16 protein-coding genes are annotated in these 12,152 nt (G+C 69.7%); 4 read left to right on the top strand and 12 right to left on the bottom strand.

Features of this window, described 5'->3' with window-relative positions; genetic code table 11:
- Positions 1–83 precede the first annotated feature (83 nt).
- Positions 84–425 (top strand): hypothetical protein, encoded by a 342-nt coding sequence (locus Microterr_RS01385; protein ID WP_263796575.1) that lies wholly within the window; start codon positions 84–86, stop codon positions 423–425.
- On the opposite strand, the gene Microterr_RS01380 is transcribed toward Microterr_RS01385, so the two are convergent.
- The 3 genes from Microterr_RS01380 to Microterr_RS01370 all read right to left on the bottom strand — a co-directional run bounded on the left by Microterr_RS01380 (position 411) and on the right by Microterr_RS01370 (position 2,688).
- The gene (locus tag Microterr_RS01380; protein ID WP_263796576.1) at positions 411–743 is read right to left on the bottom strand and encodes a DUF7882 family protein; all 333 of its coding nucleotides are present in this window, start codon (positions 741–743) and stop codon (positions 411–413) included. The genes Microterr_RS01385 and Microterr_RS01380 overlap by 15 nt on opposite strands.
- Before the next feature lie 393 nt (positions 744–1,136).
- Positions 1,137–1,979 (bottom strand): ADP-dependent NAD(P)H-hydrate dehydratase, encoded by an 843-nt coding sequence (locus Microterr_RS01375; RefSeq protein ID WP_263796578.1) that lies wholly within the window; start codon positions 1,977–1,979, stop codon positions 1,137–1,139.
- Entirely contained in the window at positions 1,963–2,688 is a 726-nt protein-coding gene (locus Microterr_RS01370) for a histidine phosphatase family protein (protein ID WP_263796579.1), read from the bottom strand. The genes Microterr_RS01375 and Microterr_RS01370 overlap by 17 nt, the downstream gene beginning before the upstream one ends.
- A 122-nt stretch (positions 2,689–2,810) precedes the next feature.
- On the opposite strand from Microterr_RS01370, the gene Microterr_RS01365 reads away from it, so the two are divergent.
- Positions 2,811–3,575 carry a CGNR zinc finger domain-containing protein gene (locus Microterr_RS01365; protein ID WP_318528814.1) on the top strand — a complete coding sequence of 255 codons (765 nt, stop codon included), beginning with the start codon at positions 2,811–2,813 and terminating at the stop codon, positions 3,573–3,575.
- On the opposite strand, the gene Microterr_RS01355 is transcribed toward Microterr_RS01365, so the two are convergent.
- From Microterr_RS01355 to Microterr_RS01340, 4 genes are read right to left on the bottom strand one after another with little or no spacing between them, the layout of a single operon-like run.
- Positions 3,568–4,329, bottom strand: a complete 762-nt coding sequence (locus Microterr_RS01355) for an ABC transporter permease (RefSeq protein WP_263796580.1) — start codon at positions 4,327–4,329, stop codon at positions 3,568–3,570. The two genes, Microterr_RS01365 and Microterr_RS01355, sit on opposite strands and share 8 nt — an antisense overlap.
- Positions 4,326–5,123 (bottom strand): ABC transporter ATP-binding protein, encoded by a 798-nt coding sequence (locus Microterr_RS01350; protein WP_263796581.1) that lies wholly within the window; start codon positions 5,121–5,123, stop codon positions 4,326–4,328. The genes Microterr_RS01355 and Microterr_RS01350 overlap by 4 nt, the downstream gene beginning before the upstream one ends.
- Positions 5,120–5,494 carry a DUF1048 domain-containing protein gene (locus Microterr_RS01345; RefSeq protein ID WP_263796582.1) on the bottom strand — a complete coding sequence of 125 codons (375 nt, stop codon included), beginning with the start codon at positions 5,492–5,494 and terminating at the stop codon, positions 5,120–5,122. The genes Microterr_RS01350 and Microterr_RS01345 overlap by 4 nt, the downstream gene beginning before the upstream one ends.
- A 2-nt stretch (positions 5,495–5,496) precedes the next feature.
- Complete coding sequence (locus Microterr_RS01340) at positions 5,497–5,850, bottom strand: PadR family transcriptional regulator (RefSeq protein ID WP_263796583.1); 354 nt, start codon at positions 5,848–5,850, stop codon at positions 5,497–5,499.
- A gap of 187 nt (positions 5,851–6,037) precedes the next feature.
- Between Microterr_RS01340 and Microterr_RS01335 the strand changes: the two genes are divergently transcribed.
- Positions 6,038–6,493: an SRPBCC family protein gene (locus tag Microterr_RS01335; RefSeq protein WP_263796584.1), complete on the top strand. Its 456-nt coding sequence runs from the start codon at positions 6,038–6,040 to the stop codon at positions 6,491–6,493.
- Positions 6,494–6,548: 55 nt separating this feature from the next.
- Here Microterr_RS01335 and Microterr_RS01330 read toward each other — a convergent pair whose 3' ends face one another.
- Together Microterr_RS01330 and Microterr_RS01325 are read right to left on the bottom strand one after the other, a co-directional pair.
- Positions 6,549–7,724 (bottom strand): zinc-dependent alcohol dehydrogenase, encoded by a 1,176-nt coding sequence (locus Microterr_RS01330; RefSeq protein ID WP_263796585.1) that lies wholly within the window; start codon positions 7,722–7,724, stop codon positions 6,549–6,551.
- Positions 7,721–7,948, bottom strand: coding sequence for a hypothetical protein (locus Microterr_RS01325; RefSeq protein WP_263796587.1), 228 nt, complete (start codon positions 7,946–7,948; stop codon positions 7,721–7,723). The genes Microterr_RS01330 and Microterr_RS01325 overlap by 4 nt, the downstream gene beginning before the upstream one ends.
- A 256-nt stretch (positions 7,949–8,204) precedes the next feature.
- On the opposite strand from Microterr_RS01325, the gene Microterr_RS01320 reads away from it, so the two are divergent.
- The gene (locus tag Microterr_RS01320) at positions 8,205–8,474 is read left to right on the top strand and encodes a GlsB/YeaQ/YmgE family stress response membrane protein (RefSeq protein ID WP_263796588.1); all 270 of its coding nucleotides are present in this window, start codon (positions 8,205–8,207) and stop codon (positions 8,472–8,474) included.
- Positions 8,475–8,534: 60 nt separating this feature from the next.
- Here Microterr_RS01320 and Microterr_RS01315 read toward each other — a convergent pair whose 3' ends face one another.
- From Microterr_RS01315 to Microterr_RS01305, 3 genes are read right to left on the bottom strand one after another with little or no spacing between them, the layout of a single operon-like run.
- Positions 8,535–9,929: an MFS transporter gene (locus tag Microterr_RS01315; protein WP_263796589.1), complete on the bottom strand. Its 1,395-nt coding sequence runs from the start codon at positions 9,927–9,929 to the stop codon at positions 8,535–8,537.
- Complete coding sequence (locus Microterr_RS01310; RefSeq protein WP_263796590.1) at positions 9,926–10,837, bottom strand: 2-hydroxyacid dehydrogenase; 912 nt, start codon at positions 10,835–10,837, stop codon at positions 9,926–9,928. Before Microterr_RS01310 ends, Microterr_RS01315 begins: the two co-directional genes overlap by 4 nt.
- Positions 10,834–12,132 carry an MFS transporter gene (locus Microterr_RS01305; protein WP_263796591.1) on the bottom strand — a complete coding sequence of 433 codons (1,299 nt, stop codon included), beginning with the start codon at positions 12,130–12,132 and terminating at the stop codon, positions 10,834–10,836. The genes Microterr_RS01310 and Microterr_RS01305 overlap by 4 nt, the downstream gene beginning before the upstream one ends.
- Positions 12,133–12,152 lie beyond the last annotated feature (20 nt).

Genomic DNA, 12,152 nt, shown 5'->3' with positions numbered 1-12,152 from the left:
TGGTGACGCTGCCGCCCGTAGCGACCGCATCCGTCCAGCGCAAGGCCATGGGCGGATCCCCGTAGGCGCGCGAAGATCGGATCATGAGGTCGATCTTCTACGCGGGCGCCGAATTCGTGACAGGTGATGAGATCGCCGCCGCTCTGATCGACTGCGGGAGAGCGCTCGCCGAAGCCCAGCTCGCCGCGAACGTCGAGATCCCTGTGCTCGAGGCCGACGGCAGCCGCAGCGCAGCGACCTTCCTGGTCGGTCCGTCCAGTCAGATCGCCGTCAAGGCGTACAGCCGCTCCTTGGACGAACTCGTCGACAGCGCGGCCGTCGAGCGGATGCGGCTCATCGTGCGCCGGGTCAGACCGACCGCGGCGGCACCGACCACCGAGCGCCTCGGCGAGGACGGCGACACCGACTGGTCATTTCTGTCCTGACTTCTTCGTGGTGGCGGGATCGAGGTGCTCGGGCACGAGCATGATCCCCCCGCTGGAGTTCGCGGAGTTGGCGAGCTCCTCGATCCACTCACGGCTGAGCTGCGGGGGCTCCGGCTCGTCGAAGACGAACCGGAGCGGAATCGACGGGTGCAGCCAGATGGTGCTGCGCCCCCGAGGCTGATCCTCAGGATGCCGCCATGACAGCGTGAACTTCTCCCCCCTGCGCAGCTTCGTCGCGATGACGACCTTGAGATGCGCAAGGGCGCGGTCTTCGATGTGGATCGGCGTGGCGTCGCCGCCGTAGTACATGATGCCCACGGGCGGGATCGTAGACAGATCCGGCGACGGATGTCCAGACCTCGGGTACCTTTCACGTAGCTAGCTCGCGTGTCCGGCGGCGTCAACCCCCATTCCTGTCCGCACCGGCCAGGCGCACCATGGAACGAGGCAGAGGCACTTCGACGTCGAGGAGCACCATGAGAGCGTCATCCGACACGGACGACACCGAGGTCGGCCCCGGCCACGCGCGCCGGGCCGGCAGGGGAACCCGCCCGATTCCGATCCCGCATCTTCCGCCCCCCGGTATCGGCGGACTTCGCTCGGCGTCAGCCAATGCTCCGTCGAGGATCCCGGGCGGCCCCGCGACGGGATCCGAGCGGAACTGAGGGCCGCGACGGCGGCGGCCCGCCGGGCGGGCGCCCCGTCGGCGGGTCATCGGTCGACGTCGACGATGGCACGAGTCAGCTCGGACGGGATGTCCCTGGCGAGGAAGCCGACCCCGACCCGGTCGGTCAGCCGATCGCCCGCGCGGGCGTGAGCCCAGCTTCCCCACACCGCCGCGCGGATCGGATCGAGCCCCCGGGCGAGAAAGCCGGTGATGGCACCCGCGAGCACGTCACCGCTTCCGGAGGTGCCGAGGCCCGCAGCACCCGGCGGCACCCGCCACGATCGGCCGTCGGCGGCGGCGACGATCCCGTAGCAGTGCACGACGGCGTCGTACTGCTGAGCGACCTCGACGAGGTCGTCAGGGGTGTTGGTCGACACGTCGCGGCCGAGCAGGATCGCGGCCTCCTCGAGGTTGGCGTTCAGCACGAGGTGCCGGGGAAGCAGCGCACGGTCGACCGTGGGCAGCACGCCGATGCCGAAGGCATCGAGCACGAGGGGCCCGCGCCGAGCCGCGGCGACCGAGAGCAGGGTGGCCCTGGTGCCGTAGGCATCGTCGAATCCGGGCCCCAACAGCACGGCGTCCGCCTCCGACAGCTCCTCCTCGACGTCGGCCTGCAGCGGTTCTCCCGCACGCGGGGGCAGCGACAGCAACGCGGCCTCGGGCAGCGCCGGTCCCAGCGGCCCGACGAGCGGGTCAGGCACGACGAGGGCGAGGCGGCCGGCGCCCACGCGCAATGTCGCCTCCCCGGCGAGCAGCGCGGCACCCGGCGAGCGCCGCGAGCCGCCGACGACGATCACCCGCCCGCGGGACTTCTTCGAGTCGCCGGGGTCGGGCAGCCCCCACGTCCGCAGCAGCCGGCGGTCGACCGCCTCACTCGGGCTGGACATCGGGGTGACCGGGGTGGACTGTCACGTCGGCGCCTTCCCGCACGAGATGGTCGACCACCGAGAAGTCGACCAGCTCCCAGCCGACACCGCGTCGCACGACGTGCGTGACGGAGGCGTTGAGGACCGTGTTCGCCGCGGCGAAGTCGAGCAGCTCGGCCTCCTCCATCGGCACCATCAGGTAGAGGAAGAGCATCACGATCGCATCATGGGCGACCACCATCGCGGTGCCCTCTGACACGTCCGCGGCGTCGCGCAGGAACGACCTCAGCCGCAGGGCGACGTCGGCCCATGACTCCCCGCCGGGGGGACGGTGGTAGAACTTGCCGAGCTGTCTGCGGCGCTCTGCTTCCTCGGGGTGGAGTCGCGCGACGCCATGGGCCGTCAGCAGATCGAGGATGCCGAGCTCACGGTCGCGCAGTCGCTCGTCCACGATGACGCGCGCGGATCCGGCGCCCTCGCCCAGCGCGCCGGCGAGTGTCTGCCGCGCCCGCAGGTAGGGAGACACCCAGAAGACGTCGATCGCGGAGCGGTGGCCGGCCAGCCACGTGCCGAGGGCTTGAGCCTGCTCGACGCCAGTCGGGGAGAGCTCCACGTCCGCGTCGCGGACATCCAGCGGGATGCGCTCGAGTCCTTCGTGTTCGGCGCGGGTGGCCGCCTCGTTGCCGAGGCTTTCGCCATGCCGCACGAGCCAGAGTTCGTTCACCGCCATGCGAGCAGGCTATGAGCCGCCGACCGCGGCGCGGTAGCGGCTTGACATCGGCCGGGCTCGTCGCGCGGTGCAGCGAAAGGCGCATCTGGTCTTGACACCACTGTCATGGTTATATCGGTGTCATGTCTCTCGAGATGGATGCTGCTCCCCCGTCGATCCGCCTGGTCGCCGCCTTCGTGAACAGTGTGGAGTGGCAGGAGGATGAGGACACCTGGCGCAGCCCCGCCGACCTCGGCCGCTGGTTCGTCGCGCACGCGCAGACGGATGCGGGTCAGCTGACAGCGGACGATCTCCGGCTGGCCCAGCAGATCCGCGAGGGCCTCCGCGAGGTGCTGCTCGCCCACGCCGGACACGAGCCGCTTGCTGCCGCGCTCGACGGCCTGAACGAGGGCCTGCGGTCGGTGCCGGTGCGGCTGTCCTTCGCTCCGGACGGCGCACCCGCGCTGACGGGCATGCCCGGTGCCGCAGCCGGCTTCGGTGTGATCGTCCAGGCCATCGAGACGGCGAGGGCCGACGGCAGCTGGTCGCGACTGAAGGCCTGCGCCCGCGACACCTGCCGCTGGGCGTACTGGGACGACTCGCGCAACGGCTCCGCGCGCTGGTGCTCGATGGCGGGGTGCGGCAACTACGTCAAGATGCGGCGACGCAACAGCCCCGGCTCGGCGCGGGACGAGGCGATCCCCGCGGCCGGTTCGGGAACGCGGGCTCCGCGGCTGCTCGACGTGGCTGCGCGATCCGGCGTGTCGATGAAGACGGTGTCCAACGTCGTCACAGGCAGGATCCGGGTCGCCGAAGCGACCCGGATCCGTGTGCAGGCGGCGATCGATGAGCTCGGCTACCGCCCGAATCAGGCTGCACGCGAGCTGCGCGCCGAGCGGGTCAGCTGATCTTCCGCCGGTAGATCGCCATCGCCCCGAAGTACGCAACAACGAGGATGCCGAGGCACCAGGCCAGTGCCACCCAGATGTCGTCTCCGACCGGCTGCCCTGAGAAGATGTCGCGGATCGAGTTGACGATCGAGGTCACCGGCTGGTTCTCAGCGAACCACTGCACCGGTGCGGGCATCGTCTCGGTCGGCACGAACGCGGAGCTGATGAACGGCAGGAAGATGAGCGGGTATGAGAACGCGCTCGCGCCGTCCACGGTCTTGGCCGACAGTCCGGCGATGACCGCGATCCAGGTCAGCGCCAGGGTGAACAGCACCAGCATGCCGGTGACGGCGAGCCAGCCCCACACGCCGGCTCCCGTGCGGAAACCCATCAGCAGAGCGACGCCCACGACGATCACGATCGAGGCCAGGTTGGCCACGAGCGAGGTCAGCACGTGCGCCCAGAGCGACGCCGACCGTGCGATCGGCATGGACTGGAAGCGCTCGAAGATGCCGCCCTGCAGATCGAGGAACAGCCGGTATGCGGTGTACGCGATGCCCGACGCGATCGTGATGAGCAGGATGCCCGGCAGCATGTAGTCGATGTACGACAGCGCGCCCGTGTCGATCGCGCCGCCGAAGACGAAGACGAACAGCAGCATGAGCGCGACCGGCGTGACGGCCGTCGTGATGATCGTGTCGGGGCTGCGCAGGATGTGACGCAGCGAGCGGCTGGTCAAGACGGCGGTGTCGCCGAAGAAGTGCGTGGTCATCGTCGTTCCTCACTGTCCGTGCCGGCTGGTGCCGCGCTGTCGCCGACGAGCGCGAGGAACACGTCCTCGAGGCTCGGCTGCTTCTCGATGTACTCGACCTTGGCGGCCGGCAGGAGCTTCTTGAGCTCTGCCAGGGTGCCGTTGACGAGGATGCGTCCCTCATGGAGGATCGCGATGCGGTCGGCGAGCTGTTCTGCCTCGTCGAGGTACTGCGTGGTGAGCAGCACGGTCGTGCCGGTCCTCGCGAGCTGCTTCACGGTCTGCCAGACCTCGATGCGCGCCTGCGGGTCGAGGCCCGTCGTCGGCTCGTCGAGGAAGATCACCGGCGGGTTGCCGATGAGGCTCATCGCGATGTCGAGCCGCCGGCGCATGCCACCGGAGTAGGTGGCGGCCTTCCGACCGCCGGCCTCGGTCAGGGCGAACCGCGCGAGCAGGTCGTCCGCGATCTGGCCGGGGTTCTTGAGGTGGCGCAGCTGCGCGACGAGGACCAGATTCTCCCGGCCGCTGAGCACCTCATCGACGGCGGCGAACTGTCCCGTGAGGCTGATCGCCTCCCGCACCTCCTGCGCGTGCGTGGCCACATCGTGGCCGTGCACGGTCGCCGCCCCTGCGTCAGCCTTGAGCAGCGTCGACAGGATCCGCACGACGGTCGTCTTGCCCGCACCGTTCGAGCCGAGCAGGGCGAAGATCGTGCCGGGGGCGACCTCGAAGTCGACCCCGCGCAGCACGTGCAGGTCCTTGAACGACTTCTCGAGTCCTGCCACGCGGATGGCAGCATCCGTGGTGGAAGTCATCGCTCCTCCTCGGTCTTGAGCCCCCGGATGGTGTCCGTGAGGCGCGTGCGCTCCTTGTCGATCCAGCGCTTGCCGGCGTACGCCGCGGCGAACGCCTCGGCGAAGTCGACCGGGTCGTCGCCGACGATCTCGTCGACCGGCGTCTTGTCGGCGGCGGCACGCTCCCACAGGTCGGCGAAGTCGTTCAGCATCGTGATCATGACGCCGGGGTCACCATCGGTGATGCCGCCGTTGTACATGAAGTACCGCTCGAAGGCCGACGCGGCGGTCTTGTACGGTTCGGGCAGCGCCGCGATGCGGGCCTTGTACTGCCGATACGCCTTCTTGTCGTCGAGTGATCCCGTGAGGAATTCGATCCACTTTGCGGCCATGGCTACTTCTCTCCTTCGTCGATGTGATCTGTGTGTTCGTGGTGGAGCTTCTCCATGCGCTCGGCGATGAAGCTCCACGTCTCCCAGAACTCGCCGAGCTGTTCCCGGCCCTGGGCGTTGAGCGAGTACACCTTGCGCGGCGGGCCCTTCTCCGACGGCACCTTCTCGACGTCGACGAACCCGCGCTGCTCGATGCGGACCAGCAGGGCGTAGACGGTGCCCTCGACGATCTCGGCGAAGCCCTCGTCTCGCAGCCGCGCCGTGATCTCGTATCCGTACGCCGGCTCGGCCGCCAGGATCGTGAGGACGATGCCTTCGAGCGTGCCCTTGAGCATCTCGGTCATCTGATTGCCCATGTCCACCTCCCATCTACTCTGTGTTGCTGACTACCAGTAGACGGTAACACTAAGTACCAGTACTTGGCAACACTGATTACCGGGACTTTCAACGAGTGACGAATCGGATGCTGTCAACCCCGGGAGAGATCTCGCCCCGGCCGGTGAGATGGAGGTAACGCATTTCCACCTACCCGAGGAGCAGCACATGGTGCAGATCATCGAGACCATCGACGTCGACGTCCCCGTCCGCGTCGCCTACAACCAGTGGACGCAGTTCGAGAGCTTCCCGAAGTTCCTGGACGAGGTCGAGTCGCTCACCCAGATCGACGACACGCACACCCACTGGAAGGTGAAGGTCGGCGGAGCGGAGCGCGAGTTCGACGCCGAGATCACCGAGCAGCACCCGGATGAGCGCGTCGCCTGGCGGAGCACGCAGGGCGAGGCGGCGCACGCAGGGGTCGTGACGTTCCACAAGCTCGACGAGGACTCGAGCCGCGTCACCGTCCAGCTCGACTGGGAGCCGGAGGGTCTGCTGGAGAAAGCGGGCGCCCTCGTCGGCGCCGGCTCGCACGCGGTCAAGAAGGACCTCAAGAACTTCAAGGAGTTCATCGAGAGCCGCGGCGCCGAGACCGGTGCGTGGCGAGGTGACGTCTCGGCCTGACCGCAAACACCGCACCCGCGCCGATCGGCGCGGGTGCGGTGTGGGGAACGAGACCTCAGGGCCGGAGCACCACCTTGATGCAGCCGTCCTCCTTCTTCTGGAACGTCTCGTAGAGGCCGGGGGCATCGGTGAGCGGTGCGTGATGCGTGACGAGGTCCATCACGCCGAGCGGATCGGCGGGCTCCTCCACGAGGGGCAGCAGGTCGTCGACCCACCGCTTGACGTTGCACTGTCCCATCCGCAGCGAGATCTGCTTGTCGAACATCGTCTTCATCGGGAGGATGTCGGCTTCGCCCGCGTAGACGCCACTCAGCGACACGGTGCCGCCTCGGCGGACGAGGTCGATGGAGGCGTACACGGCGGCGAGCCGGTCGACGCCGGCGGTGTCCATGAGCTTCTGCGCGATCGCATCGGGGAGCAGGCCGATCGCGTCCTGAGCGAGCTTGATGCCGGGGTTGCCGTGTGCCTCGAGGCCGACGGCGTCGATGACCGAGTCGGGTCCGCGACCCTCGGTGAGATCCCGCAGCTCCGCGACGACGGTGTCGGTGAGGTCGAAGGTCTCGATGCCGTGCCGTGCGGCCATCTCACGTCGCGGCGCCTCCGGATCCACCGCCAGCACCCGGTACCCGCGGTGGACGGCGGCGCGCGCCGCGAACTGGCCCACGGGGCCGAGCCCCATCACGGCCACCGTGCCGCCGTCGGGCACGTTCGCGTACTCCACGCCCTGCCACCCCGTCGGCAGGATGTCGCTGAGGAAGAGGTACCGGTCGTCGGGGAGGTCCGAGCCGACCTTGATGTGGTTGTGGTCGGCCAGCGGCACCCGGAGGTACTCGGCCTGACCGCCGGGCACCTGGCCGTACAGCTTGGTGTAGCCGAAGAGCGCCGCCCCACTGCCGTACTCGGTGACCTGCGTCGTCTCGCACTGCGACTGCAGACCGTGCCGGCACATGAAGCAGCTCCCGCACGCGATGTTGAACGGCACCACCACGCGGTCCCCCACTGCCAGCTGCGAAACCGCCGAACCGACCTCCACCACGACGCCCATCGGCTCGTGGCCGAGGATGTCGCCGGCATCGAGGTACGGGCCGAAGATCTCGTACAGATGCAGGTCGGATCCGCAGATCGCGGTCGAGGTGATCTTCACGATCGCGTCGGTCGGCGCCTGGATCACCGGATCCGGCACCTCCTCGACGGTGACCTTCCGCTTGCCCTGCCAGGTGAGGGCCTTCATCGGCTCGCCCCCTCGTCGTCCTGAGGTTCGGCGTACGGGTTACCCGGGCGCACCTCGGCGTCCGGGGCGATGTCGATGCGGGTGACGCCATCGTGCTCCGAGACCTCGATGCGCGGATCCGCATCGCTCTCCACCGCCCCGGGCGCAGCCAGCAGCTGGTCGCGCCGCTTCTCCTCGGGAGTCATCTGCTCAGGGCCGGTCGGATCCGTGGTGTTCTCATCCATGGCCTGAACGTATGCGCGGACGCGGCTCCCGTCGGCCCCGTGGCGTGCAGCCGCGGGATCTGCTAGCGGGCAGCCGTGCCGGGGCGTGCCATGTGGCGCAGGCAGCGACCCCGCCGCCGCGCCCGCGCGCACAATTACAGCCCACGCGAGGGCAATGTCAACCCCCCTGGGCAGACTGGGGGTCAGCTCGAATACGCGGCTATGGTTTCAGAGCCCCACACCCCAGGGGCACTCACCGACAGAAAGCGAGCTCGACATGGGCTTCCTCGGATTCCTTCTTCTCGGCCTGATCGCCGGCGCGATCGCCAAGCTCATCCTCCCCGGCAAGCAGGGCGGCGGCTGGCTGATCACGCTCCTCCTCGGCGTCGTCGGCGCGCTGCTCGGCGGATGGCTCGGCAGCGTCCTCTTCAACGCACCGCTCGAGGAGTTCTTCTCGATCCAGACGTGGCTGCTCGCCATCGGCGGTTCGATCATCGTGCTGCTGATCTACGGCTTCTTCGCCAACCGCAGCTCGCGCAAGGCCTGACCCGCATCATCCGGAATCCCCGCACGCCCTCGGGCGTGCGGGGATTCCGCGTTCTCCGGTTCAGGTCGCGCGATGCCCCGCCGTGCGAGGAAGGCGCCGGTCGATGGTCAGGAGGATGAGCACCACCCCCAGGGCGGCGATCACCCAGCCCTGCCTGTGCAGGCCTGCGTCGGTCGGCACCGCCCCGAAGGTGACCGAGATGACCCCGGCCGACAGCATCGCCCCGATGTAGCCGAAGCTGCGCAGCAGCCCCGCGGCGGTGCCGAGCTGCCCGGCCGGGGTGAGCACGTACGTCGCGACCTGGGTGGCCACGGCGGTCAGGCCCTGCGCCAGGCCGTAGACGACGGCGGTGAGCAGCAGCATCGGCACCAGCCAGGCGGTCGCCGACTGGAGGAGCAGCAGCATCCCTCCCGCCAGGACGACCGCGCAGGCTCCCCCGATGAGGGGGCCGCGCACCCAGCCGCGGACCGACACGAGCCGGGCGACGAGGATGCTGACGAGCGACAGCGGCAGCATGATCACGCCGACGGCTGCGGCATCGAGCCCGGCCGCGTCGCCCATCCACTGGCTCAATCCGTACAGCGCGGTGAACACGGCGACACCCGAGAGCAGCTGGCGTGCGAAGATCCGCGCCAGGGCGGGCTGCGCGGCGAGCAGTCGCACGTCGATGAACGGCGACGACACCCGCCGCTCCCACAGCACGAACAGCAGCCCGCCGAGCACGACCGCGCCGAGCAGCCACCAGCGCGGGTGGGCCAGGTCGCCGAGGAACACGAGCAGCCCGGCCATCACACCGGCGAACACGGCCATGCCGGCCGCATCGAGCGTCACCAGCATCCGCGCGGGGGAGCTGCGCTCGATCGGTCCGTCGCGCTCGATCCAGCGCCCCACCGCGACGAGGGTGACCAGCGCGAGCGGGACGTTCACAGCGAACAGCGACCGCCAGCCCAGCAGGCTGGTGAGCAGGCCGCCGAGAGGCAGCCCGATCACGAGCGACACCTGAGCGGCGATCGACAGCAGGCCGATCACGCGGGTCGGCGTGCCGCCTCCCGCCCTGTCGGCGCGGGCACGGACCAGCGCCATCGAGGTGGGGAAGGCGGCCGAGGTGCCGACGCCGATCAGCGCGCGAGCGAGCAGCAGCCACGCGAACGAGGGGGCGAGTGCGCCCGCGACGCCGCCGGCCACGACCAGCACCAGTCCGGCCGCGAACACCCTGCGCTGACCGAACACGAGTCCGAGGCGACCGACGGCCGGCTGGGCGATCGCGCTGCACAGGTACAGCACCGACACCAGCGTGGCCGCGGCCCCGGGGGAGACCGCGAACTCGCGCGCGATGCCGGTGAGGCCGGTCGCGAGCAGCGAGCTGTTGATCGGGTTGAGCGACGAGGCGAGGAGCAGCGGCGCGGTGAAGCGCCAGCCGAACGGGCCGCCGCCGTCCCCGCTGCGCGCCGTCATCGCCCGGCGGGATGGACCAGGTTGAGGGGGCGGGTCCCCGCGCGCAGGCGACGCACCTGCTCGATGATCACAGCATCCACGCGGTCGTCCATTGCGTCGGTGTCGCCGCCGACGTGCGGCGTGATCAGCACGCCCGGCAGCGTCCAGAGCGGATGCTGCGGCGGAAGCGGTTCGGGATCGGTGACGTCGAGGGCGGCGCGCAGCCGACCGGTCCGCAGCTGCGCGACGAGGGCGTCGGTGTCGACGACCTCTCCGCGGGAGACGTTGACGAGCAGCGCTTCGTCGCGCATCGCCGCGAGGAACGGAGCGTCGACGAGGCGCCGCGTCTCCTCGACGAGCGGCACGGCGACGACCACGATGTCGGCGCGGGGCAGCAGCTCGGGCAGGCTCTCCGTCCCGTGGACGCCGTGGCGCGCGGTGCGGGCCACGAGGTCGAGGTCGACGCCGAACGGCGCGACGCGGGCGATGATCTCGGTCCCCACACCGCCCACGCCGATCAGCAGCATCCGCTTGCCGGCGAGACCCGGGCGGCGTCGGTGGTCCCAGATCCCGCCCGCGGCATCGCGGACGGCATCGGGGATGCCGCGCTGCGCGGCCAGGATCAGGCCGAGCGCGAGCTCGGCGGTCGACCCCTCATGGACGTCGGTGGCGTTGCAGTAGGCGATGCCGGACGGGAGGTGCTCGCCGACGCCGTCGTGCCCGAGCGTCTGGCTCTGCACCACCGCGATCGGCAGGCCGTCGAGCTGCCGGAGCTGTACAGGGGGGATCATGTACGGCAGCACCAGCAGCTCGACGGGGTCCGTCGGCGCCCCTGGGTCGCCCGGCCGCCACACCGAGACGCTCGCATCGCCGAACCTGTCGGCGAGCCGATCGCGCATCTCCGCGGACGGCAGGACGACCGAGATCACTCGGCGCGCTCTGCGTCCACGAACCTCTCCTCGGCCACCTGCGACGGCGCATACTCGCGTCGGACGCCGAAGGTGAGCAGGAGTCCGACGAGCGCCATGGCGGCGAGGTAGAGCATCAGGAAGCTCCAGTCGCTGACGTCGACGAGCGCGCCCAGTGCCGCGGGGCCGATCGACGAGCCGACGGCCTGAGCGACGGCGAAGATCCCGGTGTAGACGCCGATCAGCCGCTGCGACGGGGCCAGGTTCCACAGCATGACCGTCGCGTTGACGGCGAAGCCGGTCCATCCGGCCGCGGCGATCAGCACGCCGACAAGCGTGGCCGTCGGGGAGGTGTTGAAGAAGAACGCGACGAGCGCCCCGAGCGCGAAGATCACGACCCCGATCCGCATCACGAGGCGGCGTCCGATGCGGTCGGACAGGATCGCCACCGGGATGACGAAGATGAGGAACGCGGCGCTCGCGGGCAGCGTGAGGCCGCCGGCGTCGCCGCGCGAGAGGCCGAGCTGCTCCACCCCGTACAGGGTGAGCAGCGCACGGATGGCCGCCCACGCGCCCCACGCCACGATGATCGCCACGATCATGAAGAGCCGGCTGCGGTCGCGGTCGGTGAAGATGTCCTTGAACACGGCGAAGAAGCCGGTGCGCTCGACTCCGAGCTCGGCGTCCTCATCGACGACGGCGCGGTACGCCGCGGTCCGCGGCTCGCGCAGCGAGATCAGCAGGATCGCGAAGCACGCGACCATGACGGCCGCGGCGATGACATAGGCGAGTTCGACGCTCTCGTCGACCACGAACAGGCTGAGCAGAGCCGAGACGACGATGGTCAGGCCGGACGCGAATCGGCCGAAGGCGTTGGCCTTGCTGCGGTGCTCGGGCACCTGCTGGTCGGCGAGGAGCGACTCGGTGATCGGCTTGAAGGAGTTGGCCGTGAGCGAGAAGAGCACGATGACCGCGATGAGGATGGGGAAGCTCGGCGCCAGCGGGATCAGCATGAACAGCGCCGCGGCGACGGGGACGCCGAGCACGATGAACGGCGTGCGGCGGCCCCAGCGGCTGCGGGTGCGGTCGCTGAGGAAGCCCATCAGCGGCTGCACGAAGATGCCGATGATGTTGTCGAGGCCCATGATGAGGCCGATGAGCGCGACACTCGTCGTGTAGCCGGCCAGCGTCACCGGCGTCTGCGAATCGTGGAAGTTCCAGACGGATTCCTGGGCGAACACGCCCAGCGCGACGAGCAGGGCGAGACGCAGCTGGAAGCGCCGGTTGGTGGGCCGTGCGGCACGGGGGGTATTCACATCGACTCCATTGTCGTCAG

Origin of the sequence: Microbacterium terricola (assembly GCF_027943945.1) — a bacterium.
In the GTDB taxonomy this organism is placed as follows: Bacteria; Actinomycetota; Actinomycetes; order Actinomycetales; family Microbacteriaceae; genus Microbacterium; species Microbacterium terricola.
The sequence above is the reverse complement of the archived record's forward strand: the minus strand, read 5'-3'. Positions and strand labels throughout refer to the sequence as shown.